General features: G+C 51.3%; 22 protein-coding genes. 13 read left to right on the top strand and 9 right to left on the bottom strand.

Features of this window, described 5'->3' with window-relative positions:
• Window positions 1-82: 82 nt before the first annotated feature.
• Genes cysS through AC23NW_RS00730 form a run of 4 tightly spaced genes read left to right on the top strand, consistent with a single transcriptional unit; the run spans window position 83 to window position 3,404 of the window.
• On the top strand, window positions 83-1,570 hold the full coding sequence (cysS, locus tag AC23NW_RS00745; RefSeq protein WP_487447057.1) for a cysteine--tRNA ligase: 1,488 nt from the start codon (window positions 83-85) through the stop codon (window positions 1,568-1,570).
• A gap of 3 nt (window positions 1,571-1,573) precedes the next feature.
• The gene (locus AC23NW_RS00740) at window positions 1,574-2,002 is read left to right on the top strand and encodes an element excision factor XisH family protein (protein ID WP_487447056.1); all 429 of its coding nucleotides are present in this window, start codon (window positions 1,574-1,576) and stop codon (window positions 2,000-2,002) included.
• Window positions 1,981-2,331, top strand: a complete 351-nt coding sequence (locus AC23NW_RS00735) for an element excision factor XisI family protein (protein ID WP_487447054.1) — start codon at window positions 1,981-1,983, stop codon at window positions 2,329-2,331. Before AC23NW_RS00740 ends, AC23NW_RS00735 begins: the two co-directional genes overlap by 22 nt.
• A 47-nt stretch (window positions 2,332-2,378) precedes the next feature.
• A complete protein-coding gene (locus AC23NW_RS00730; protein WP_293838496.1) occupies window positions 2,379-3,404 on the top strand; it encodes a M28 family peptidase in 1,026 nt (341 codons plus the stop codon).
• Window positions 3,405-3,526: 122 nt separating this feature from the next.
• Here the strand turns inward: AC23NW_RS00730 and AC23NW_RS00725 are convergent, their stop codons facing one another.
• The gene (locus AC23NW_RS00725; protein ID WP_487447052.1) at window positions 3,527-4,984 is read right to left on the bottom strand and encodes a leucyl aminopeptidase family protein; all 1,458 of its coding nucleotides are present in this window, start codon (window positions 4,982-4,984) and stop codon (window positions 3,527-3,529) included.
• A 114-nt stretch (window positions 4,985-5,098) separates the two neighbouring features.
• Window positions 5,099-5,710 (bottom strand): IMPACT family protein, encoded by a 612-nt coding sequence (locus tag AC23NW_RS00720; protein WP_487447050.1) that lies wholly within the window; start codon window positions 5,708-5,710, stop codon window positions 5,099-5,101.
• 211 nt (window positions 5,711-5,921) lie between these two features.
• On the opposite strand from AC23NW_RS00720, the gene AC23NW_RS00715 reads away from it, so the two are divergent.
• Both AC23NW_RS00715 and AC23NW_RS00710 read left to right on the top strand, forming a co-directional pair.
• Window positions 5,922-8,873 (top strand): DEAD/DEAH box helicase, encoded by a 2,952-nt coding sequence (locus tag AC23NW_RS00715; RefSeq protein ID WP_487447049.1) that lies wholly within the window; start codon window positions 5,922-5,924, stop codon window positions 8,871-8,873.
• Complete coding sequence (locus tag AC23NW_RS00710; RefSeq protein ID WP_487447048.1) at window positions 8,873-10,570, top strand: DUF6044 family protein; 1,698 nt, start codon at window positions 8,873-8,875, stop codon at window positions 10,568-10,570. Before AC23NW_RS00715 ends, AC23NW_RS00710 begins: the two co-directional genes overlap by 1 nt.
• Here AC23NW_RS00710 and AC23NW_RS00705 read toward each other — a convergent pair.
• Window positions 10,565-11,074, bottom strand: a complete 510-nt coding sequence (locus AC23NW_RS00705; RefSeq protein WP_487447046.1) for a phosphoribosyltransferase family protein — start codon at window positions 11,072-11,074, stop codon at window positions 10,565-10,567. The two genes, AC23NW_RS00710 and AC23NW_RS00705, sit on opposite strands and share 6 nt — an antisense overlap.
• A 283-nt stretch (window positions 11,075-11,357) precedes the next feature.
• Between AC23NW_RS00705 and AC23NW_RS00700 the strand changes: the two genes are divergently transcribed.
• Both AC23NW_RS00700 and AC23NW_RS00695 read left to right on the top strand, forming a co-directional pair.
• Complete coding sequence (locus AC23NW_RS00700; protein ID WP_487447045.1) at window positions 11,358-11,732, top strand: DUF4783 domain-containing protein; 375 nt, start codon at window positions 11,358-11,360, stop codon at window positions 11,730-11,732.
• An 87-nt stretch (window positions 11,733-11,819) separates the two neighbouring features.
• Window positions 11,820-12,377: a YcxB family protein gene (locus AC23NW_RS00695; RefSeq protein ID WP_487447044.1), complete on the top strand. Its 558-nt coding sequence runs from the start codon at window positions 11,820-11,822 to the stop codon at window positions 12,375-12,377.
• A gap of 57 nt (window positions 12,378-12,434) precedes the next feature.
• Here AC23NW_RS00695 and AC23NW_RS00690 read toward each other — a convergent pair whose 3' ends face one another.
• Window positions 12,435-13,505 carry a mannose-1-phosphate guanylyltransferase gene (locus tag AC23NW_RS00690; RefSeq protein WP_487447042.1) on the bottom strand — a complete coding sequence of 357 codons (1,071 nt, stop codon included), beginning with the start codon at window positions 13,503-13,505 and terminating at the stop codon, window positions 12,435-12,437.
• Between the two features lie 272 nt (window positions 13,506-13,777).
• Window positions 13,778-14,815 carry a DUF3089 domain-containing protein gene (locus AC23NW_RS00685; protein WP_487447041.1) on the bottom strand — a complete coding sequence of 346 codons (1,038 nt, stop codon included), beginning with the start codon at window positions 14,813-14,815 and terminating at the stop codon, window positions 13,778-13,780.
• Window positions 14,816-15,063: 248 nt separating this feature from the next.
• Between AC23NW_RS00685 and AC23NW_RS00680 the strand changes: the two genes are divergently transcribed.
• Together AC23NW_RS00680 and AC23NW_RS00675 are read left to right on the top strand one after the other, a co-directional pair.
• Window positions 15,064-18,069, top strand: coding sequence for a carboxypeptidase-like regulatory domain-containing protein (locus AC23NW_RS00680; protein ID WP_487447039.1), 3,006 nt, complete (start codon window positions 15,064-15,066; stop codon window positions 18,067-18,069).
• A gap of 138 nt (window positions 18,070-18,207) precedes the next feature.
• Entirely contained in the window at window positions 18,208-19,632 is a 1,425-nt protein-coding gene (locus tag AC23NW_RS00675; RefSeq protein WP_487447038.1) for a T9SS type B sorting domain-containing protein, read from the top strand.
• Here AC23NW_RS00675 and upp read toward each other — a convergent pair.
• On the bottom strand, window positions 19,629-20,273 hold the full coding sequence (gene upp / locus AC23NW_RS00670; RefSeq protein ID WP_293838122.1) for a uracil phosphoribosyltransferase: 645 nt from the start codon (window positions 20,271-20,273) through the stop codon (window positions 19,629-19,631). The genes AC23NW_RS00675 and upp overlap by 4 nt on opposite strands.
• 90 nt (window positions 20,274-20,363) lie before the next feature.
• Here upp and AC23NW_RS00665 point away from each other — a divergent pair, with 90 nt between their 5' ends.
• A complete protein-coding gene (locus tag AC23NW_RS00665) occupies window positions 20,364-22,106 on the top strand; it encodes a hypothetical protein (RefSeq protein ID WP_487447036.1) in 1,743 nt (580 codons plus the stop codon).
• 81 nt (window positions 22,107-22,187) lie between these two features.
• Complete coding sequence (lpcA, locus tag AC23NW_RS00660) at window positions 22,188-22,763, top strand: D-sedoheptulose 7-phosphate isomerase (RefSeq protein ID WP_487447035.1); 576 nt, start codon at window positions 22,188-22,190, stop codon at window positions 22,761-22,763.
• A 38-nt stretch (window positions 22,764-22,801) separates the two neighbouring features.
• Here lpcA and AC23NW_RS00655 read toward each other — a convergent pair whose 3' ends face one another.
• Window positions 22,802-23,182 carry a DUF4296 domain-containing protein gene (locus tag AC23NW_RS00655; protein WP_487447033.1) on the bottom strand — a complete coding sequence of 127 codons (381 nt, stop codon included), beginning with the start codon at window positions 23,180-23,182 and terminating at the stop codon, window positions 22,802-22,804.
• A gap of 101 nt (window positions 23,183-23,283) precedes the next feature.
• Here AC23NW_RS00655 and AC23NW_RS00650 point away from each other — a divergent pair, with 101 nt between their 5' ends.
• On the top strand, window positions 23,284-24,057 hold the full coding sequence (locus AC23NW_RS00650; protein ID WP_293838110.1) for a type III pantothenate kinase: 774 nt from the start codon (window positions 23,284-23,286) through the stop codon (window positions 24,055-24,057).
• Between the two features lie 248 nt (window positions 24,058-24,305).
• On the opposite strand, the gene AC23NW_RS00645 is transcribed toward AC23NW_RS00650, so the two are convergent.
• Together AC23NW_RS00645 and AC23NW_RS00640 are read right to left on the bottom strand one after the other, a co-directional pair.
• A complete protein-coding gene (locus AC23NW_RS00645; protein WP_293838104.1) occupies window positions 24,306-24,497 on the bottom strand; it encodes a type II toxin-antitoxin system antitoxin in 192 nt (63 codons plus the stop codon).
• Between the two features lie 5 nt (window positions 24,498-24,502).
• On the bottom strand, window positions 24,503-25,360 hold the full coding sequence (locus AC23NW_RS00640) for an SPFH domain-containing protein (RefSeq protein WP_487447031.1): 858 nt from the start codon (window positions 25,358-25,360) through the stop codon (window positions 24,503-24,505).
• Window positions 25,361-25,373: the final 13 nt, after the last annotated feature.

The following is a 25,373-nucleotide window of genomic DNA, read 5'->3' as shown; positions in this document are numbered from 1 at the left end:
TAGCCGAATGTCCTCCGCAGACCGCACTTTTCCGGCATAACGGGAGTTTTACAGCCATCGGAACGCAAACCAGTAAGAGATAATGCAGCCACTGAAGCTTTACAATACGCTTACCCGCCAAAAAGACCTGTTCGAGCCGATTAATGCCCCGTATGTCGGTATGTATGTCTGCGGCCCGACCGTATACAATTACGTGCACTTAGGCAATGTCCGGACGTTTCTGACCTTCGATACGCTGTTCCGTTACCTGACGCATATCGGCTACAAAGTCCGCTACGTACGTAACCTGACGGATGTCGGCCACCTGGTCGGCGACGGTGACGAGGGCGAAGATAAAATCGGGCGGATGGCCAAGCTGGAGAAGCTGGAACCGATGGAGATTGTGCAGCGGTATACCAACGATTTCCACAAGGTTATGGAAACGTTCAACGCGCTGTCGCCCAGCATTGAGCCGACCGCAACCGGCCACATGGTTGAGCAGATCGAAGCGGTCAGTCAGCTGATTGATCAGGGGCTGGCGTATGAATCGAACGGATCAGTATATTTTGATATTCAGTCGTATAACCAGAAGGGCGGCAACTACGGCAAGCTCTCGGGCCGGATTCTGGATGACCTGCTGAACGAAACCCGCGAGCTCGACGGGCAGTCGGAGAAGCGGAATCCGCTGGATTTTGCCATCTGGAAAAACGCCTCACCCGAACACATCATGCGGTGGCCGTCGCCGTGGGGCAACGGCTTCCCGGGCTGGCATCTGGAGTGTACCTGCATGAGCACTAAATACCTGGGCACTCAGTTTGACATTCACGGCGGCGGGATGGACCTTAAATTCCCGCACCACGAATGCGAAATTGCGCAGGGCAGCGGCCTCAACGGCCGGGAGCCGGTCCGGTACTGGATGCACTCGAACATGCTGACCGTCAACGGCCAGAAAATGTCGAAATCGCTGGGTAACTCGTTCCTGCCGGCCGAACTGTTTGCGGGCAGCCACCCGCTTCTGGAGCAGGCTTACTCACCGATGACGGTGCGCTTCTTCATGTTGCAGTCACACTACCGCAGTACGCTCGACTTCTCGAACGAGGCGCTCAAAGCCGCGCAGAAAGGCTACAAACGCCTGGTCAACGGCCTTCGGGTGGTAAAAACACTTACCTACAACGCCGGTGATGAGGTCGCTGCCGATCCGAAAAAGCAGGAGGACATCCGCAAATCCGTTCAGGGTTTCTACGATGCTATGAACGACGACCTGAATACGGCGGTAGCGCTCGCCAACCTGTTTAACATGCTGAAGTACGTCAACATGCTGTACATGAATCAGCTGCAGCCGGCAGCGCTGGGCGAAGAGCTCTTTACGCTGCTGAAAGAATCGTTCGTTACCTTTATCGAAGATGCTCTTGGCCTGAAAGAGGAAAAGAGCGAAGGCAATGGTGTAGTCGAAGGCATGCTGGTGCTGTACCGGCAGTACAAAGAGCAGAAGCAATACGATAAGATTGACGAAGTTCGTTCTTATTTCAAACAGCAGGGGCTGGTGATTAAGGATATGAAACACCGGATCGACTGGGCCTACGAGGAGTAAGTCATGGCGCGTGACGTTTTTCATAATATTGTCCGGATAGCGCTCGAAAAAGACGGCTGGCTAATAACCCATGATGGTTACCGGCTGTTTACGCACTTACTGAAAGACGCTTTAACGATTGATCTGGCGGCCGAAAAATTGATTACAGCCGAACGAGGTACTGAAAAGATTGCTGTTGAAGTAAAAAGCTTTTTAGGTGACTCTCTGATTTATGATTTTCATGGTGCTTTAGGGCAACTACTGGTGTATCAGGTCAATATCGATATTCAGGAGCCTGAACGCATTCTTTATCTGGCAATTCCGCAGCCGGCTTATGAGCGCATGACACGTCAGCAGGTTTTTGAAGTTGTAGCCAGAAGATATAGTGTTAATTTCTTAGTATACGATCCAATAACTCAACATCTTGTTCAATGGATACGTCACAGCAAATAAACCGGTATGAATGTGTAATTATCGATTATTTAGCAGAATATCAGGATGCTTCTGATAGCTCAGATGTATATCAGCGTACGCTGATTACTGACCGTGAAAATCGACACTACCAGTTAATGGCAATAGGTTGGGTTACACCAAGCCGGTTCGTCGACAATTTGCTCATTCATCTGCACATTAAACGGGATGGCAAAGTGTGGTTGCTTGAAAACAGTACGGAATTACACGTTGCAGAAGAGCTTGTCAAGCGAGGTATAGCTAAAACAGATATTGTACTGGGCTTTCATCCGCCGCAGTATCGCGCGCTTTCTGGTTATGCCGTTGCGTAAACAACTCAAATGCTCATTCCCGCTTTGCTGACACAACATTTTTTTTCATGCAACAACGCTCTTTTTCTATAGCACTCAGCTTGTTTCTGGGTGCAAGCCTGTTCATCGCTGCCTGTAACAGCAAGCAGCAGTCTCAATCGGAAGGTCAGACGCAAACGACACAGACACCGGCACCGGCGTTCAATGCCGATTCGGCTTATCAATACATTGAGCAGCAGGTCGCGTTCGGACCGCGTGTGCCCAATACGCCGGCCCACCAGAAGGCAGGGGATTACATGATTGCAAAGCTGAAGCAGTTTGGCTTTGAGGTGACCGTACAGTCGTTTGTGGCGACTACCTGGGACGGCAAAAAGCTGAATGCGCGTAACATCATCGGCAGCCTGAATCCGCAGGCCACCAAACGCATTCTGCTGGCCTCGCACTGGGACAGCCGCCCGCATGCCGATCAGGACAGCGTTGTGGCCGATCAGAAAAAACCGGTACCCGCTGCCAATGACGGTGCCAGCGGTGTAGGCGTTTTGCTGGAAATGGCCCGTGCCATTCAGCAGGCTAAAGACAAACCAACGGTCGGTGTCGATCTGATTTTCTTCGATGCCGAAGACTGGGGTAATGGCGAAAAGGCCAGCGGCGATACCGAGAAAGAAAGCCCGAATGTCGATTTCGTAGGGTTTTGTCTGGGCTCCCGCTACTGGGCGCGTAATCCGCACAAGCCCGGCTATTCGGCGTATTACGGTGTTTTGCTCGACATGGTTGGTGCCAAAGGGGCTACGTTCGCCAGAGAAGGGTATTCGGTGGAGCTTGCCCCAAGTGTGGTAACGACCATCTGGCAGACAGCCAGTCAGTTGGGCTACAGCCAGTATTTCGTAGATCAGTCAGGCAGCGCCATTACCGACGACCACATTGCCCCGAATATTATCGCTAAAATCCCGATGATCGACATTATCCATACCAATGTGCTGACCGGTGCCTTTTTTCCGGCCTGGCATACCGATAATGACGACATGAGTAACATTGACCGCAACACGCTGAAAGCCGTCGGCCAGACGTTACTGCAGGCGGTTTATAATGAGTAGGGCATTGTATTTCCAAAATAATACGCCTCATTATCAATATGTTATTTTACCACATAGTCACATAGAAAACAAAGATTTTTTGTGTGACTATGTGGTAAATCATTTATAATAAGCGCCTTCAACTAGGCTTTACCCTCCAGCCAGTCAATCAGTAACCGGATGCCGTAGCCGCTGGCGTTTTTCTGGGCGCCGAATTCGTTGTCGGAGAACGCCGTACCGGCAATGTCGAGGTGGGCCCAGGCGGTATGCCCTTCGGTGAATACCTCCAGAAACTTCGCGGCACTGATGGCACCGGCAAACGGCTTGCCGCTGTAATTACGCAGATCGGCCACATCCGACTTGATATCTTCCTTGTAGACATCCCATAACGGCAACCGCCACACCCGCTCGCCCGTCCGGTCAGCAGCCTGTGCCAGTTCGGCGGCCAGGGCATCGTTCTGCGTGAACATACCTGCGGCATGGTAGCCGAACGTACCGATTACACTACCGGTCAGGGTCGCCAGGTCAATCAGCACATCGGGCTGAAAATTGCGGACCATGTACCCGATGCCATCCGCCAGAATCAACCGGCCTTCCGCATCGGTATCAATCACTTCAATGGTCTTGCCGATATAGGAGCCGATCACATCGCCCGGCTTCATCGCACTGCCATCGACCATGTTTTCCGTCGTCGGAATAATACCGATCAGGTGCACGGGCAGTTTCAGCTTAGCCGCCGCTTCGACCGTTCCGAGCACGGCCGCCGCCCCGCCCATGTCGCTCTTCATGAGGTGCATGCTGGCCGACGGTTTAATGGAAATCCCGCCCGTGTCGAACGTAATGCCTTTACCGACCAGCCCAACCTTCCGGGCATTATCGACACCGGCCGGTTTATACTCCATGATAATGAACGCCGGTGGTAAGTCACTACCCTTATTGACACTCAGCAGGGCATGCATCCCGTGCTGCTCAATAGCTGCCTTATCAAAAACCGTAACGGCATACCCGTGTTTCCGGCCCGACGCCAGCGCCCAGTCGGCCAACGTTTGCGGATTTTTGTAGTTGGCCGGCGCATTCATCAGATCAAGCATTTCGTGCCGCGTCTGCGCAATGGCTTCTGCCCGGTCAACGGCAGTTTTTGTTGTGGTCTCTGCAGACTCATCAACGCGGATGCCTAACGTACCGGCTTCGCTGTAAAACACCGGCGCCTCACCCTTATCGGTCTGGTAAAGCCGCAGATCATACCCGCCGGCCCGAACTCCCAGAACCACCGCTTCGACTACATCGCTGCCGAAACCGGTCAGGTCGATGCTTATCGTAGCCGGTAATTTGGCTTTATTCCGGAAGAAAAACTCGCGGAAGGTTTTCAGCCAGTCCATCGTTTCGGGCGATTTACCGAGGCCAAGCAGATAGGTTTTCTGCCCGTCCGGCATATAAAGCGGTAAGGCCTCTTTGGCATCACCTTTAAAATCCTGTTGCAACCGCTCGGCAGAGAGCCCTGTTTCAGCAGCAATCTCCTCCAGCGCGGCAGCCAGTGTATCGGTCTGCACCAGCGGTACAATCCAGGTATCCGCCGTTGTCGGGTTTATCGTAATATGCATATTCTGTAATGGATAATATAAAATGAACAATGGAGAACAGACAATGAGTGATGGACAATGTGAAATGAATAATGATGCCCGGGTCATCGATTAACATTATTCATTAACCATTATTCATTCATCAATCCACCTGGTTGTAACGTCGTCCAGTTTTTCGAAACGCCCGAGCACCTGATTCACCAGCGATTTCCGGAGCTCAATCCGCAGGGTACATTCGTTGTCGTACGTCTGGCCCAGTACCGTCAGCTGCATGTCTTTGACAATTTTCATGACATCGTTCATCCGTTCGAAACCAAAGACAATCCGGTAACGCTCGTTTACGGTTTTCTCAATTACCTCGGCGACCGACAGCACCTCAACCGTCGACGATTTATAGGCATTAATCAGGCCGGGAACACCCAGCAGGGTTCCGCCAAAATACCGGACGACCACAACCAGAATGTTGGTTAGCTCATGCGAATACAACGTGTTCAGAATCGGGCGGCCTGCCGTACCACCGGGTTCGCCGTCGTCGCTGGCACGGTAGTTATTTTTGTCCAGACCCAACCGGTAGGCATAGCAATGGTGATTGGCTTTAGGGTGCACTTTACGCAGGGCATCCAGGTAGGTTTTGGCCTCACTTTCACTGCGGACAGGATAGGCAAACGCTAAAAACTTACTGCCTTTGTCGCGGAAAAGTCCTTCGGCAGGTCTGGCAATGGTTCGGTAGGTATCGTCAAAAAGCATAATCTGGCAACTATGTTTACCCAACGCCGGCAGGCAATAAAAAAATCCCTTTCTGCCGGAGCAAGGTTGGAGTTTCTGGGCCGGAGTCGTATATTTGAAACCGTTCCTATTGCAAAATAGCCTGATTCCGGCGTTATAAACTGCTTTTTTGTTTCACTTCCTTCAGACCGGTTTGGTCTTGTAAGCGATCTATCCTAATACCGCATAGACCATGAAAGTTTCGCCAACCCAACCCTTTCAACTCGTGTATTCGTTGCTCGAACACGAATTCCTGGGCTACCTGATCGAAGCCTTTGTGGTACAACGCAACTCCAAAGGCGAACTGACGCTGCTCAACCAGACGCTGTCGAGTCAGAACGCCGGAGAGTTTGCCAAAGGCCTCGACGAACGCGACTTTGAACTGATCCGTCTCATCGATGCGATTCAGCAAGATACAATTGTTAAGAAATATAATACCCGCAAATTACCCTCTGTTGACTTCTTTCTGAAACTCTACGATCCGCAAAAAGGCGACAAAGTAATTCAGGAAGCCATTGCCGGATACCTCGAACAAATAAAGGCGCGGATTCTGGAACGGCTGCGGGGCAAACCGCTCTACATCATGGGCTCCGACAGCAATCCGGCCTGGATGCCCGTCGAATGGGTCGATGAACCGGCACGGGTACATTTTCACTTTGTCCGGAACCCCGACGCGACCCATTATTTCCCGATTATCCGGCATAACGGCGAACGCGTGCAGTTTCAGTTCAGAAATGCCATGCTCCTGTGCGACGACCCCGCCTGGATGCTCATCGACAAAAAGCTGTACCACTTTGCGCAGAATGTCGACGGCAAAAAGCTGCGGCCATTTCTGAACAAGAACCATATCGTTATCCCGAAAAATATTGAGGATCAGTACTACAGCAAGTTTGTCGTACCCTTGATTGCCAACTACGATGTGTTTGCCAAAGGCTTTGAAATCCGGAGCGAGGCCATGGAACCGGTGCCAATCATTACCCTGGCCGAACACCGGACAACCAGCCAGACCGCTTCGCTGACGCTTTTTAACCAATCAGCCACCGCCGTGGCCGATGACGATGACGACGATAGCCGGATTATGTTTGATCTGGCGTTTCAGTACGGCAACTTCACGTTCCGGTTCGACAGCTTCTCGACTCAGTCCAACGTCAGTCTGGAAAAAAAAGGCGATGAGTACCTGTTTCATAAAATCCGCCGCGATCTGCGCACCGAACGGAACCGGCTTAACGAGCTTCACAGCAACGGCCTGGACCTTCGGCAGGGGCGGTTGTCACTGCCCAAAGCCGAAGCCTTCAGCTGGCTGTCCGGCAACCAGTCGTTTCTGACAGATAACGGCTTTGTGCTCCGCCAGAGTGCCGACGATGCAAAACGATACTTCCTCGGCTATTCCTCGATCGACGTAACGATCCGCGAGAGCAACGACTGGTTCGACATTTACGCCAACGTCCGGTTCGGGGAATTTGAGATCCCGTTTGTGAAGCTCCGGTCGCTCATTCTGAACAAAAAGCGGGAATTTGCCCTACCGAACGGTGAAATAGCGGTCATTCCGGAAGTCTGGTTTACGCGCTACTCTGAGCTGTTTTCATTTCTGGAAAACGACCAGCTTGATCAGGATCAGCTGATTCTGCGCAAACACCACCTGGCCCTGGTACAGCAACTGGAAGAAGACAGCCTGGCATCGGCCGTGATGAGCCGGCGGCTGGAAGGCCTCCGCGATTTTGAGTCGATCGACAGTTATCCGATGCCTGCCGGTTTCAAAGGCACCCTGCGCCCCTACCAGAAGGCCGGCTATGACTGGATGCACTTTCTGCGGCAGTTTCAGTTCGGCGGTTGCCTGGCCGATGACATGGGTCTGGGCAAAACCGTTATGACCCTGGCCATGCTGCAACAGCAGAAAGAACTGGGTGCGCAGGAACCTACGCTGCTGGTCATGCCTACCTCGCTGCTCTACAACTGGGAGCTGGAAGCCCGTAAGTTTACACCCGACCTGCGGGTGATGCTCTATACCGGAACCTACCGCGACAAAAATACGGCCCAGTTCGACGGCTACGACCTGATTCTGAGCTCTTACGGTATTGTCCGTATCGATATTGACATCCTGAAAACCTACCGGTTCAATTATGTCATTCTCGACGAATCACAGGCGATTAAGAATCCGTCTTCGCACATTACCAAAGCAGTGATGCAGCTCAATGCGGCACACCGGCTCATCCTGACCGGCACCCCGCTGGAAAACAGCACGATGGATTTGTGGTCGCAGATGACCTTTATCAACCCCGGACTGTTGGGTAATCAGACGTTCTTCCGGAATGAGTTCCAGATTCCGATCGAGAAGCGCAGCGATGAACAGAAAACACAGCGGTTGTATACCATCATCAAGCCGTTTATGCTCCGCCGGAATAAACGGCAGGTGGCCACGGACTTGCCCGAAAAGGTCGAAAGTGTGCTGTTCTGCGAGATGACGCCGGAACAGGAGCAGCAGTACGAGGAAGCCAAGTCGTATTACCGCAACCTGATTCTGGAACGGATCGAGGAAGATGGTATGGCCAAATCGCAGATGGTGGTGTTGCAGGGCCTGACCAAACTGCGTCAGATTGCCAACCACCCGCGCCTGATTGACGAAGCCTACGAGGGCGACTCCGGTAAGCTCTCCGACGTTTTGATGCGGATGGAAATTGCGATGGCAGAAGGACACAAAATCCTTATTTTCAGCCAGTTCATTAAACACCTGAACGTTTTTCAGCAATACCTGAAGGAAAAAAAGATCCGGTATGCTTACCTGGACGGCTCGACCTCCGACCGGAAATCGCAGATCGAACTCTTCCAGAAAGACGAAAGCATCAAGCTGTTTCTGATCTCGCTCAAAGCGGGCGGACAGGGCCACAACCTGACCGCCGCCGACTATGTTTTTATCCTTGACCCGTGGTGGAACCCTGCCAGCGAGGCCCAGGCTGTTGACCGCGCGCACCGCATCGGGCAGCAGAAAACAGTGTTTACTTACAAATTCATCACAAAGAATTCCGTTGAGGAAAAAATTCTGGCCTTACAGCGGTCGAAACAGAAATTGGCGAGTGATTTAATTACAACTGAAGAAAGTTTCGTAAAATCGCTGACAAAAGAAGATCTGCTGGTTTTATTAGAATAATGTTCCGGTCCGAAAAAACGTATTTTATGATTGCACTGGCCCTCCTGGGCCTTTATTTTTTACCTTACCTGCTGCTCGGTGAGGATGCATATGTAACAATTCACGACAACCTCGACAGTGATTTCCTCTATCTGCACATTCTGAAAATTTCCCGGACTGCCTTTGCCATGGATCCGATGGCGATTGTGCCCAACATGATGAACGGCATTCCGCGCGCAGCCCTGCGGTCGGGCCTGAATCTGGAAGTGGTGTTGTTTTACTTTCTCCCCTCCTACACTGCCTACGTCGTCAATCTGGTGCTGATCCGCCTGACCGGTTTTGTCGGCATGTGGCTGTTACTACGCCGGTACCTGCTGCCGGGCCCCGCGTGGGCGGCTATCCGGACCGGGATTGCGGTTTGTTTTGCCATCGTGCCGGGCTATGTCGTCCATGGCATTTCGGTGAGTGGCCAGCCCTTGCTGCTGTATGCGTTTCTCAACATTGCCCGGGACCGGCAAACCTGGAAAGACTGGCTCATCATCGCCTTTTTCCCGTTTTACTCCTTTCTGGTGTGGGCGGGGCTGTTCATTGTCGTTGCGCTGGGTGCACTGGCCCTCTATTTTATGAGTGTGCAACGCCGGTTTCATCTTCCGTCATTACTTGCCCTTGTGCTGCTGGGTCTAGGGTACGGTCTCAGCGAATGGCAGATGATCTATTCCTTCGCCGCCAAACTGTATGTGTCGCACCGCACCGAATACGATTATGCCCGGCTGCTACCCAAAACATTCGTCCACAGCTGGGGCAAGAGCGTACAGCTGTTCAGCGATATTCAGTACCATTGCGGGGGCTATTCAACCAGATGGATACGGGGTACGGTGATGGTGGCCGCTACCTATGCCTTTCTCTATAAGGATTTTAAAGCACTTCGGCAACTGACGGCATACCTGCTGCTGATCATCGGTATTTGTCTTTTCAGCGGGTTTTACCGCTTTCCGGCGATCTGGCTGGGGAAGGGCAATCTGCTCCAGTCATTTCAGTTTGACCGGTTTTATTTTCTATTGCCCGCTATCTGGCTGGGTCTTTTTGCAATGGCCCTGCGGGTTATCCGGCAGCCGCGCTGGTTTCTGTATGCCCTGGTGCTGGGTCAGGCCGCAGTTATGGTTGATGCCAACCGGGAGTGGCGGGTAAACCTGCGTACATTACTCCGGTTACCAACGCCGGGTGCCATATCGTACCGGTCGTTTTACGCCACAGACCAGTTTGCCCGGCTCCGGGATTATATTCAGCGGCCGCAATCCGCGTACCGGGTGGCCAGTATCGGCATCAGTCCGGCGGTTTCGCTTTACAACGGTTTTTATGCCCTCGACAGCTACCAGAATAATTATCTGCTCAGCTACAAGCATGCCTTCCGTAAGGTGATTGCCGCCGAACTGGACAAGGCTCCCCGCATCCGCACGTACTACGATGCCTACGCCTGCCGGTGCTACACCTACGTGGCCGAACTCGGCATGAATGAGTCTGCATTTTTGTGCGGGAAAACCAGCAAACGGCAGGTTAATGCGCTTGCGCTCAACATGCAGGCCTTCCGCGAGCTGGGCGGACGTTACCTGATTGCCGGTATACCCATCCGGAATGCAGCGATGAACCACCTGAAACTGGTTCGGGTACTCAATGACAGTACATCATACTGGCGGATTTACCTGTATGCTGTTTTATAGCAGATATACGCCTTCCTGTTCGGTATCACTCAGCACCACCTGCACGTGTTCGGCAAGCGTTGTACTTAAGGCATACCCTTTGTAATCAGCCGCAACAGGATAAAGCGGGTGGTTCCGGTCAACGAGCACGGCTACCTGCAATTTCCGTACCGGAGTGGTCAGAAACGGCTGCAGACTAAACGTTAATGTCCGGCCGGTATTCAGAACATCATCAACCACAATAACCACCTTATCCGCCAACGTAACAGCCGTTTCGCTCAGCTGTACCGGCGGTTGGGCACGCTGCTGCTTATCCAGATCAATCCGTAACAACGACACCTCAAAAGGGGCAATATGGGCCAGTGCTTCCTGCAAACGGCGGGCAAATACATAGCCTTCGCCCGAAATACCGGCCAGCACCAGGGTAGATTCCTCAAAATTGTTCTCGTAAATCTGAAAAGCAATTCGCCGGATCTTCTGACGAAGCTGCTCTGCTGTTAATATCAATTGCGCAGAAGTAGTCATTTCTTAATTTGTTTAGCTTATCACGGGCCTGAAATTTCCCCGGAAAAAGCGGCGTTTTTTCTCTCCGGCTGTGCAGAGACGCAAAATTCTAAAAAATATCCTCGTAAACGATACAGCCTTTGGCACAATTTTCGCCGAGCAGAAGTGTATATCAAATGATAATTTTCAAGTTAACAGTAACACCAGATCTCATTTGATTTATCACTAAAGCAAAGTCAGTATTAATTTTGTATTGCTTATGAACCGTATTGCAAAAAAATGTTACACAGCTTTTATAGCGCTGTTGTTTCTTACTGTTACCCTTGGTAATTCATCAGACAGCAATACCGTTGAACTCTTAAAACAGTCACTCCAGAAAGGACAGGCCCATCAGCTCTCCATGCTGTTCGACAAACAGATTGAATTAGTCATTGAATCTGAGACAGTTGATTTTCCTTCGGTATCGGCCAACCATGCCGAGCTGATCCTTCAGTCGTTTTTCCGGAAGCACCCACCGCGTCGTTTCCAGTACATTTATCAGGGCAATACAACAAAGCTGCAATATAGTACCGGCATTTATGAAACCCGGGATCAGGCCTTTTCGATATATGTTCTGATGCGTCAGGATGCCCGTCGCCAGCTGGTGATCAATACGCTGCATGTACGCAAGAACAAATGAAAACAAAAAAACCCTGCCGCAGAGCCGGATCGTCATACCTCCGAAACCATAAATCGCTTTATCTTTGTGCCTTCATTTTAAGGTACTATGATTGTTAAAACAAAAAAATACGCGATCGACCAAAAGACGTATATCAACATAGCGCTTCGCCTCTGGGTGAAAGATAACTGGAAATGGGGTTTTATCCCGCTCGGTTTGATTTTGGTAAACGCGATCCTGGGTATTACAGGTATTTATTCGAACATCTGGATCTACATCGTTATCCTCCTGCTGACTATCCTGTATGTTCTTTTCTGGGCCGTGCAAATTACCGGTATCTCCCAGATGGAGCAGAGCAAGCCGCTTTTCGATAAATACATTTATGAGATCGACAGCCGGCAGATTCTGATGCGTATCAACGCAAAGGAAGGCGGTTTACTGAAATGGGATCAGATCAAGGATGTGGTCAAGGATAAGGACGCCTACATTGTGTTCCTCGACAACGAACAGGCGCTGAAAAATGTGAAAGCCAACTGGTTTGCCAGAACCGTAACCCGCGGACTGTCTAAAGCCCAGTTCATCTACTGGCCTTTCAGCATTTTCAACAGCGAGCATGACCTTAAATTCCTGGAAACAATCCTGAAACGGAAAGAACTCATAAAATAACCTGAAAATAAAAGCGGGCGAAACATGTTTCGCCCGCTTTTATTTTCACGACGCCGGTTATACAAATTCCGCGCCTTTGTCCTTGGCATCGGCAACAAAATCCTTTACCTTCTGCTCTTCGTCCTTGCGGCAGATCAGCAGCACGTTGTCGTATTCGGCCACAATGTAGCCATCCAGCCCGTTGATAGCTACCAGCCGGTTAGCCGGTGTCTTAATGATGCAGTTCTTCGTGTTATACAGCATTACCTTCCCGTCGATCACGTTCTGGCTCTCGTCTTTTTCCGATACCTCATACAGCGACTTCCATGTACCCAGATCCGACCAGCCGAAATTACTCAGTACTACATAAACGTTATCAGCCCGCTCCATCACCCCGTTATCAATCGAGATATTTTTGCAGAGCGAATAGGCTTTTCCAATAAAAGCCGGTTCCTGATCCGAGTAATACGACGGTTTACCTTCCTCAAATACTTCGGCAAGGTCGGGCAGGAAAGCTTCAAATGCACGGGTAATGGCATTGGCATTAAAAACGAAAATGCCGGCATTCCAGACAAACTCCCCGCTATCAACAAACTGTTTCGCCAGCTCCAGATGCGGTTTCTCCGTAAAGGTTTTCACCTTCTTCAGATCCCCTTCCGAATCAGGCAGGTACTGAATATATCCGTAACCGGTATCCGGACGGCTTGGCTGAATCCCCAGCGTAACCAGGATTTCCCGCTCTTGTGTTGCATTCAGGGCAATCCGGATAATGCGGCGAAATTCCTCTTCTTTAAGAATAATATGATCGGCAGGTGCCACAACAATGTTTGCATTTGAATCATGCTCGCGGATTTTATAGCAAGCATACGCAATGCATGGGGCTGTATTTCGTCCGATTGGTTCGCACAGTATCTGCTCATCTGATAGCTGTGGTAATTGCTGCTGGCACAGGTCTTTGTATTTCTCACTGGTGACTACGTAAATATTTTCGGGCGAACAAATGCCATCGAAACGGTCAGCAGTTTGTTGAAGCAGGGTGCGGCCGGTGCCTAATACATCGTGGAATTGTTTCGGGTTAGTTGTACGGCTGAACGGCCAGAAACGAGTTCCTATGCCACCAGCCATAATTACTACGTACGTATTGCTCATTGATCTAATGTCTTATCTGAATAGTTCCTACCTAAAGTAGCGTACAAAAATGCGATTTTGTTAAGAAAATCAGCGAAAACTTTATGGTTTGGTCAGATTATTAGGACCTGATCCAATTTATACAAAAACATATGGGCAAAAAACAATATGGTCTACTGAAAAGCCAAACTCAAAGCGCTCAAGTAAACCATAGTCCGTTTTATTTAACTACAAAGCAGTCTTTATTTTTCCAGCCTTACTATTGGTCACTTTTCGGGTTATGGGTTCTGCTATCAGCGCATGGCCTGCCGGTTATAGGCCCTGATCCGCTGCGCCACGTTTTCGCGGATATTCATCCAGAACAGGTTATAATCGGCACGATGCCAGATTTTAGTACGGAGTAAAGCGGCTCCCCGTACATGCAGACGCCCGATCCAGAGCAAACCGTTATGCACCTGCGCATCGGCCGGCTTCGCCAGCAGGTTGAATTTCGGGCCTACCCCACCTTTGTTAAGGTCATAGCCGGCGTACGTGTCCGACGAAGACCATGTCAGCGGATTTGTACACAATGCCTTATTCAGTCCGTCTTCGTAGTAGGTCGGGATGTAGTTACGCGAAAACGTATTCCACGACACAAAGCAGCCGGTCTGGTCCGGCGATTCTCCGGCGGGAATCGTTTTAAATATGCCGGCCGGTGTAGCAATGCCCACCAGATAGGCGGCCACCAGCTGCCGGCGCAGGGGCTGGCCATCAAAGAACTCAGTCAGCAGCCGTGTCGCATGTACCGTTCCCTGGCTATGGGCCGCAATCACGACCGGCCGCGGATTACCGGCCGCATCGCGGTTATAATGATCCATATAATACAGGAACGCCGCCTTTACATCGTCATACGCCAAGGCGAGCGCCTTTTCCTTGTCAGCCTTATTCTTCGTCAGAAACGAGTAGTAATGTGCCTGCCGGTAGCGTGGGGCAAATACCCGGCACGACCCGTTAAAAACCGACGCCTGATTCAGGATCGTTGACTGATCAACCCACTTATTCATGACGGCATCGGTGATATCGGCGTTCCAGGCAGAGGGTCCCTGCTGCTTACCGGTATAGATCGTCGGATGGATGAAAAACACATCGGTGCCGGCGTCTTTCTGCGCATCCTTTACCGTCGCCCCCTTCGGAATCGAATCAGCAGCATCACGCCGGTCAGGTAAAGCGGCCCAGGCATGCTGATCGGCGTAAGAAGGTGCTGCCGGAGCCGGAAAAGTGTCATAACTTCCCGTAATCTGATAAGGCCGGCGCTGGCAACCCACCAGAAAGACAGTTATGGTGAGACTCACTAGTATTTTCAGTGACAAATTGTACTTACATAAACCTATACGTTCATTTTTCTCCGATACATGCATCATAAGGCCCGTTTTTTTTATTAAAAAAAGATTTTTTAGAACAAAATGAATAGAATAATTTTAGTTTTGCGATTACTAATGATTCACAAACAACCTACGAAACCAATCTATCTATGAGACGAACAACTACGTGGCTAAACCGTTACTTAACAGTTTTTCTCTGTTTTTTAACGCTCACAACCATGGCTCAGACCAAACTGTCGGGCCGTATTACAGACGGAATCAGCAAAGAACCACTCGCCGGGGTAAGTATTGCCATCAAAGGTAAAGTTATCGGTACGATTACTGACACGAAAGGTAACTTTTCGCTCAGTACCAGCGTTCCGACACCATTCAATATTGTTGTTACCTCCGTTGGCTATGAAGGCCAGGAAATTACCATTACCGGCAACCGCTCCGATATTAACCTGCAGCTGAAAGAACAGGTCGTTTTAGGTCAGGAGGTTGTAGTGGCCGCATCCCGCGTGGAAGAAAGTGTTATGAAATCGCCGGTAGCCGTCGAAAAAATGGACATCCGCGCCATCCGCGAGACGGCTGCTCCTTCGTTCTACGACGCTCTCGCCAATATGAAAGGTGTTGATATGACGACCCAGGGCCTGCTCTTCAAATCGATCAACACCCGCGGATTCAACTCAACCGGTAACCCGCGTACCGTACAGATGATCGACGGGATGGACAACCAGGCGCCGGGCCTCAACTTCCCGGTTGACAATATTGTGGGTATGCCGGAGCTGGACGTTGAAAGCGTCGAAGTCTTACCGGGTGCTGCCTCGGCGCTGTACGGCCCGAACGCGATCAACGGTCTGATTCTGATGAACAGCAAGAGCCCGTTCCTGTATCAGGGCCTGAGCGCTACGGCCAAGGCCGGTGTTATGTCGGCTCAGGGCCGGACTAAAACCACAACACCGTTCTCGGATTTCTCGCTGCGTTATGCGAAAGCGTTTAACAATAAATTTGCATTTAAGGTAAACCTCGCTTATATCCAGGCTAAGGACTGGGAAGCTAACAATTACACCAACCTGAACGTTGGCGGCATTCAGAACGGCACCCGCGTAAAAGGCGTTAACCCTGATTATGATGGGGTTAATATCTACGGTGACGAAATCCAGACAAACATCAGCAGCGTTGCCAGTTCGCTGGTTACGGCAGGCCGTTTACCGTCAGCGTTAGCCGGTCTGGTTCCGAATCAGGTAGTTAGCCGTACGGGTTACATGGAACGCGATATGGTCGACTACAATACCAAAAGCTTTAAAGGCAATGTTGCCCTTCATTACCGCATAAACGACCGCATTGAAGCCATCGGACAGGTCAATTACGGACAAGGAACAACCGTGTATACAGGGGCCGGACGCTACTCGCTCCGCAACTTCAGCCTCACACAAGCTAAACTGGAACTGCGCGGCGATAACTTCACCCTGCGTGCCTACACAACGCAGGAGCGCTCGGGTCAGTCGTACACCGCCGGTCTGACCGCGGTAAACATGCTGAACGCGATCAAGCCTAACGCAACATGGTTTGGTGAATATACCGGCGCCTTTGCGCAGGCCCGTGCTGCCGGTCAGTCGGTTGAAGACGCTCACGTAACGGCCCGCGCTACAGCCGACAAGGGCATGCCGGTTCCGGGTACAGACGCTTACAAATCCTTACTGGACACCTACCGTAACAAAGCGATTGTAGACGGCGGCGGTGCATTCAGCGATAAAACCAACCTCTATCACGTAGAAGGTGTTTATAATTTAAAGAATCAGATCAAATTTCTGGAGCTCCTGGTAGGTGCCAACTTCCGCCAGTATCAGCTCCGGTCAAACGGAACGCTGTTTGCTGATACGAAAGAAGGCCGCAGCGGTACCATTCCGATCAATGAGTACGGCGCATTCGTACAGGCTGGTAAAAACCTGTTCAGCGATCACCTGAAGCTGACGGGTTCACTGCGCTACGATAAAAACAAAAACTTTGACGGTGTTTTCTCACCACGTGTATCGGCGGTTGGTTCGTTCGGCGATCAGAACCTGCGGGTATCGTACCAGACCGGTTTCCGTATCCCGACTACCCAGAACCAGTACATCGATCTACCGACACCGGCCGGTACGCTGATCGGCGGTCTGCCGGAGTTCGACGCCCGGTATAACTTGGGCAGCGGTATCCTGCGCGACAACCTGTCAACGGCAGTCATTGCCCAGAAAATCAAGGATGATCCGACTATCGTACAGGCCGCAACGCAATACGCAACGGCGGCGGTGACACAACAGGCTACGGCGCAGATTACGACGCAGGTAACGGCAGCGGTAACCGCTCAGATAAATGCCATGGTTGCGGCCGGTCAGCTGCCGGCAGCCAACGCAGCGGCAGCGATTCAGCAAGGTGTTTCTGCCCAGCTGCCAGGCGTTCTGCAGGCGCAGCTGCCAGGCATCCTACAGGCGCAGGTTCCGGGCCTTGTCAGTCAGCTGGCTCCGGCCTTCGCCCTGGCGAAACTGCCGAAATACAAGGCATCGCCGCTGAAACCGGAACGTATTCAGTCCATTGAATTCGGCTATAAAGGCCTGATCGCGAAGAAACTGTTTGTGGATGCCTACTACTACACAAGCACTTATACTAACTTCCTGGGGGGTACGGTCATTGTTGTACCAACGCAACCGGCCGCTCCCGGCCTACCGATTGAATCAGGTATTGGCGCCGGTTACTTTAAAGGGTACTCGCGGCCGGCAAACGCAGCCGGAAAAATCAAGGTCAACGGTTTTGCCATCAGTCTGAACTATTCGCTGCCGCGCGGCTTCAACGTTGGCGGTAACTTTGCCAATAACAATCTGGCAAACTTTACGCCAACCCCTGAGCAGCAATATGCCGGCTTCAATACACCGAAAAACCGCTTCAATATCAATTTCGGCCGTCGCGTGACCAGCAGCAACAAGCTGGGCTTCAACCTGGCACTGCGTCATCAGGATGGTTTCAACTACGAAGCGAGTTTCATTCAGCCAACGACTATCGGGGTTTCGTTATTCAGCAATACGCAGGTTCCGGCCATTACGAACTTCGATGCGCAGGTTAGCTACAAGCTGCAGCCATTCAAATCTATCCTGAAAGTAGGCGGTACCAACATCGGCGGCAAAACATACATCCAGGCCTTTGGCAGCGCCAATGTCGGCTCAATGTACTATGTATCACTGACGTTCGACGAACTGATGAACTAGATACGTTTGACTCCTCCGGAGTCGCATACTAATTCCCTATTTCTTACCCTAACCTTTTACCACAAAGTAAAGCCGCGTTATTTTCAACGCGGCTTTTTGTATTTTTATGGGTAAAAAATCGTGAAGGCGGAAAGAAATATGAAAGGACATCTACACTTACTGTTTATTCTGTTAGCGGCGCTCCTGTGTAGCAATACCCTAAAAGCCAACCATATATATGGCGGCAACATGAGCTTACAGGCCTCCGCTACACCTGGTTTCTATAACCTGTCCCTGTCGCTGTTTATCGACAAGCGGAACCTGGAGCCGAACAGTATCGATGATGTACTCGGGGTTTATATTTTCAGTAAAAGCACCAATCTGCGCGTTGACCGCTTTGATCTGGTAAAGGGCTCACCAACGCCACTCCTGCAAAGTACGTCTGCCTGTGACGCCCTGCTGAAGCTGGATCTGGATATGCTGGTGTATTCAAAGCTGGTGAACCTGCCGGCCGGCAAATACAATGATCCGCAGGGGTATTATGTTATCTATGAACGCTGCTGCCGGAACGTAGACATTGCCAACATTCAGAATGCGGGCAATACCGGTCAGCTGTTCCGCCTTGATTTTCCGGCCGTTGTCCAAAACAACATCGGCTTTCAGAACTCATCACCCGATTTCGGTGTACCGCCGGCTGATTATGTCTGCATTAACCGCTCGTTTAAAGTAAGTTTTAAGGCAACCGACGCCGACGGTGACCGGCTTCAATACGAACTGGTTGACCCGCTGGCCGGCTACTCTACCCGCGCAAACGTATTTGGTACCGGCAACTCCTATACAACCTATCCGGCCATAAACTGGGTCAGCGGGTTCAGCGCGGCGAAAGCGGTTCCCGGCAATCCTACGCTTCAGATTAACCCGACAACCGGCGAACTGACCGTTACAGCAAATCAGTTAGGCTTGTATTCGTTTGCCGTACTGGTAAAGGAGTTCCGGGGCGGGAAACAAATCGGACAGGTCCAGCGCGAGTTTCAGTTTGTAGTGGTCGATTGTAAGCAGAACAAAACCACGCCGCCGGCCATCACCGCAAACGGAACCAGCCTGACGGCCATTCTCCACTGCGAAGCAACCCCGCTGACGCTGACAACCGAAAGTGACCCGAAATTTGTCTACCAATGGCAACGCGATGGCCTTGACCTCGACGGTGAAACCAAGCCGACACTGACGGTTAATGAATTGGGAAACTATACGGTTCAGAAAAAATTCCTTTACAACTGTGGCGTTGATACCGTCTCGCAGGGGGTCAATATCTATTGCGAAACCTACCTCTACATGCCAACCGCCTTTACGCCTAACGGCGATGGCGTCAATGATGAGTGGAGGATCCAGAACATCGAATCGCTGACGGAGGCGGTCGTGACGATTTTTGACCGCTGGGGATCGGTTGTTTTCAGCTCAACGGGATACCTCAAACCGTGGGACGGTACGTTTAAATCGGAAAAAGTACCGGTAGGCCCGTATACCTACCAGATACAGATTCCACACCAGAAGCCCTACCGGGGCAGCGTACAGGTCTTGTATTAGACCTTAGGTCCGAAGGCCAGATCACCGGCATCGCCCAGACCCGGCACGATGTAGTAATGGTCATTCAGGCGCTCATCAATAGCCCCCAGCCAGAGACGGCACTGGGGCAGGCGCTCCTGTAAATAACCGATTCCTTCCGGACTGGCAATAACCGCAGCAATATGCGTCTGCGCCGGAATCCCGTACCGCAGCATGGCGTGGTATACTTTTTCGATGGATCGGCCCGTTGCCAGCATCGGGTCAACCAGAATCAGGGTACGGCCGGTCAGGTCAGGACCGACAATGTAGTCCATCTCGATCTCAAACTCATCGTCGTCGCTGGCATAGCCCCGATACGCACCCACAAAAGCATTGTCGGCATGGTCAAAGTAGTTCAGAAAGCCCTGATGAAACGGCAGACCGGCGCGCATGATCGTTGCCAGAACCGGCTGACGGATCAGCAGCTGGGTTTCCGCAACTCCGAGCGGCGTGTCTACTTTGGCGTTCTGATAAGGCAGTACCTTTGATAATTCATACGCCATCAGCTCGCCGACACGCTCTAAATTACGCCGGAACCGAAGCCGGTCTTTTTGTAAGGTAACATCACGCAATTCAGCGATATACTGATTGGCCAGGGAAGACTGATGAGCAAAAACAAACATAATGTGACGGATCGTTTCGCGGAGGAGAGCGGTAATTTAGCAACAGGACACCTGTTAATCCAAATAAGATACCTAATTTGTCGGCTGATTATGAAAAAGCCGCTGCATGTTCTGGCGGGGTGCCTGATTGGGTTTTGTTCGTCAGCACTTGCACAAAGCCCATACATCCCGCTCAATACTGACTATTACCATCTGATTGACCGCATGGAAATCCGGCAGGGCCGCTGGTCCGAAGGCTTCCATAGTTCGCTGAAGGCCTACAACCGGCAAAGCGTTATCCAGCTTACGGATAGTGTGCTTACCAACCAGGACTATCCGCTGTCGGCCACCGACCGGTTCAACCTCAGCTACCTCCGCGACGATAGCTGGGAATGGGTAAAGCCCATTGCTGACAGTACCAGAATTGATCCGCTGGCCCGTCATTCGGTGGCTGCCGGTGCACAGCCGGGTGATAGTGAAAAGCCGCTTTTCGGCATTTTTTATAAGAAGAAATCTGATTTCTACAGCCTTCAGACGCCTGAACTTGATCTGCACGTCAGCCCCGTCATTTACCTGGATTACACCCGTGAAGCCGGTAGTACGAACCTGTTATACACCAATACCAGGGGACTCGAAGTACGGGGGACGATTCTGAAAAAGCTGGGTTTTTACACCTACTTTGCCGACAATCAGGCCTATTACCCTAAATACATTCAGGAATACGGGCAGCTTTATGCACGGCCGGAAGTGGATGCCGGTTTTGCCCCGGGCGAAGGGCTGGCCAAGCTATACCGCAACCGTGGCGCTGATTTTCTGGCAGCCCGCGGCCATTTTACGTTCAATGTCCTCAAAGCCATTAACGTGCAGTTCGGCCATGACCGTACCTTTATTGGTAATGGTTACCGATCGCTGTTCCTGTCAGACAATGCGGCGCCTTATCTGTTTCTGAAACTGACGACACGGTTCGGTAAACGCTTCCAGTATACCAACCTGTTTACCGAGCTTCAGAACGTTCAGGAACGTATTCCGGCCAACCAGCTGGTGCCGCAGAAATACATGGCGATGCACCACCTGAGTGTTAATCTGACCAAAAACATTAATCTGGGTGTATTCGAAGCCGTTGTCTATAGCCGCGACCGGCTTGAGCTGGGCTACTTAAACCCCGTAATTCTGTACCGGTTTGTCGAATCGTACCGTGGCAGCGCTGATAATACACTGGCCGGTATCGACCTGAAGGTGAATTTTCTTAAGCATTTCATGGCCTACGGGCAAATTCTGCTCGACGAATTCCGGATCAGTGATTTACGGGCCGGTAAGGGTTCATGGACGAACAAATACGCGACGCAGGCCGGCTTAAAATATATTGATGCCTTCGGCGTGCAGAACCTTGACTTACAGGGCGAAGTAAACATGGCACGGCCCTATACGTATTCGCATTTTGGCGGACAGACCAACTATGTGCATTACAACCAGCCACTGGCCCATCCGCTGGGCGCCAATTTCTTTGAATGGCTGGGCATCGCCCGTTATCAGCACCGGCGGCTTACCGTCACCGGTCTGTTCAGTATCATGCAGTACGGCGACGACCCGCCGGGCCGGAATTATGGCCGAGATGTCCTGAAGGATTATACCAGCCGTTTCCGCGACGAAGGCAACTTCATCGGTCAGGGCCGGCAAACGATCATTTCGTATGCCGAAGGCCGCGCCAGCTACATGTTTAAGCACAATCTGTTTCTGGATGCGCGCTACACCTACCGACTGCGGTCGAGCCAGTTCCGGTCGTCGGAATACACCAGTAACCTGCTGACCATCGGGGCGCGCTGGAATTTTGCGTATCGCAACCTTGTCTATTAATAAACTTTTGCCGTTATCATTTGTGATTTGCCGTCAATTCAGGAGTTTTGCCCCGCAATTACTTAAGGTAACCTACTTAACATGCAAGATATTATTCGTCAGGAACTGACCGAAGCGCGGTCGGTTCTGGATGCGTTTCTGGACAATCCGGCTAATCTGGAGGCAATCGAAGCCGCGGCCGTCGTCATGGCCGATGCCATCAAATCAGGCCGTAAAGTAATTTCGTGCGGTAACGGGGGATCACACTGCGATGCCATGCACTTTGCCGAAGAACTTTCGGGCCGCTACCGCGACAACCGGCGTTCGCTGGCCGCCATTGCTATTTCCGACGTCAGCCACATCTCGTGTGTGGGCAACGACTACGGGTTTGAGTATATCTTCTCGCGTTTTATCGAAGGACTGGGCAATGAAGGTGATGTGCTGATGGGCATCAGCACCAGCGGCAATTCGGCCAACGTAATCCGGGCGGTTGACGCTGCCCGTGAAAAAGGCATGAAAGTCGTGTTACTGACCGGTAAAGACGGCGGCAAGCTGGCCGGCAAAGCCGATGTCGAAATCCGGGTACCACACTTTGGCTATGCCGACCGGATTCAGGAAGTACATATCAAAGTCATTCACCTGTTTATCCTGCTGATCGAAAAGCTGGTGATTGGCTAATGAAAAAGGCCTTGTTGTGTTCGCAACAAGGCCTTTTTCTATGGTGTCGGGCGCTTACCGCCTTTTTTACCGGCGTCTATTTTCTTCTGCAGTTTCTCAGTCACCTGTTTGTAAACCCCCTCCAGCTCAGCCGGATGCGCGGAATAATAGGCAAAGCTGGCACGATAAGCAGCCGTATCAACCGAAAGCTTTTTAAATAGCTGACTTTCGAGCCGCTGATAAACAATGTTCGACGAATCAATCGAGCGGAGATTCAAGCGGCTAACCCGCGACTCAGCCATGTGGATTTCTGACAGCACATCCGCCATCTTATCCGGCGGGATTAAATTATCCGGTTTCTGATCGCTAAAGCTACAACCTGATAATGTGGCAATTACAGCTACCTGAAACAGTAAACCGCGTAATTTGTTACAGCGCATAGAATTTTTTCTCTTACTTTCGTACCAAGGTGGAGTGGTTTATCGGGTGAACAGCAATTCGCCCCGCTCCGTTCATTGATTCATTTCCCAGCAGCAAAATCGTGCTACTTGCCATTGATGTCGGCAACACCGACGCCGTTTTCGGGCTCTACCATAATAACGCCTGGTTGCATATCTGGCGTACGCCTGCGCGCACAGACGAGCCTGCACTCGCCTACGAAAACCGCCTGCGTTTCTGGCTGCTGGAAGCCAACATCGCTCTTGGCTCGATTCAGACGACCGTACTGAGCAGCGTTGTTCCCCTGCTTACCCCGACGATGCGCGACATGCTGACCAACCTGTTTGGTAAGCAACCCATTGTTATCGGCCCCGGCATTTACCCGCTGTTACCCCTCGACATTCTGCGTCCGCATGAGATCGGCACCGATCTCGTCGCCAATGCCTTAGCCGCCTATACCCGCTACCAGCGCAACTGTGTGGTCGTTGATTTCGGTACCGCCCTGACATTTACAACCGTTTCAGGCGACGGGAAAATTCTGGGTGTTGCCATTACACCAGGCCTCAAAACGGCTATCCGTGCCCTCTTCGCCAATACGGCCCAGCTGCCGGAAGTACCCATCGAAAAACCAGCCTCCGCCTTGGGCCAGAACACGACCCACGCCATTCAGGCAGGTATCGTGATGGGCTATGAAGGCCTCGTCCGCCATTTGGTTCAGCAAATCAAAACAGAACTTAACGGCGATTGCATTGCTGTGGCAACCGGCGGCCTGTCGGGAAAAATTCCGTCGCTGCGGGATACCTTCGAAGACATCATTCCGTCACTTACCCTCGATGGTGTCCGCCTGATCGGCGAAACAATGCAGAAACATCTGTAAATCAATAGCTTTCCCAAAGCAGTATGCACCCTTCCTCAAGGTGAGGGAAGGTATTCACATGTCGCTTCGCTGCCTCAGTTTCCGACATCGCCTGAAGTTAGTTTTACATTAATTAACTTTCTATTTATTAGTAACATTTAACGGTTACGCTGAATTGGCAAAAGAACCGGCTTAGGGAATAGCAACAAAACCAGGATGACCATTGAATAAACATAACAAAAGGGGCCTCCCGGTTGGGAAGCCCCTTGCTAAGCAGCATCGGCAGTATCTTTTTCTACATCGTCGCGGCGAACGGTTTTCTTTCGTTTACGCAATGCATCGTGCAGAATAAACTCAATCTGTCCGTTAACACTCCGAAACTCCTCTTGTGCCCAGCGCTCTAACTCTTTCAGCGTTTCCGGGCTAATGCGTAAGACAAATGCTTTTTTTTCCGTCGCCATTCCAATTAACTGTACAGGGTTCCGGCGTTAACCACCGGACTCACGTTCTTTTCTCCACACAATACAACCAGCAAGTTGCTGACCATGGCCGCCTTCCGCTCTTCATCAAGCCGGACCACGTCTTTCTCTGCTAACCGCGCAAGGGCCATTTCAACCATGCCAACGGCCCCGTCAACAATCTGCTTCCGGGCGGCCACTACCGCCGACGCCTGCTGGCGCTGCAGCATTGCCCCCGCAATTTCAGGTGCATAGGCAAGGTGACTGATCCGGGCTTCGATGATACTCACACCGGCACGTGCCAGCCGCTCGTTCAGTTCCTGCTCCAACACCTCGTTTATCTGACCGGTATTGTCCCGTAAAGTCACATCAACTACAGGACCTTCCTCTTCTATGCTGTCGTAGGAGTGGGAATTAGCGAGGTGACGCACCGCCGCTTCCGACTGAATCTGGACGAACAGCTGATAGTCGTCCACTTCAAAAAGGGCCTTGGCCGTATCGGTTACTTTCCAGACAACAACGGCGGCAATTTCAATGGGGTTCCCCATTTTGTCGTTTACCTTCAACGTCTGGCCGTTCAGGTTTCGTGCGCGGAGGCTGATTTTACGTTTCGAGTACAGCGGGTTAACCCAACGCAGACCGGTCTGTTTCATTGTCCCCATGTAGTCACCGAAAAAGGTAGTAACCACCCCTTCATTCGGGTTGATAACCGCCAGACCAGACAGGACGACAATACCCGCGAAAACGGCAAAGACGCCGGCAACAATGGATCCGTTCAGAAACAGGAACGGCGAACCAACTAATAAGAGCAGACCAATCAGTAACAGGATGTAGCCTGAGATGGATGTTAAATTCTTTTCGTTCATGATGGCTTAGTGA

This window comes from Arsenicibacter sp. R0_47 (assembly GCF_057652235.1).
The sequence above is the reverse complement of the archived record's forward strand: the minus strand, read 5'-3'. Positions and strand labels throughout refer to the sequence as shown.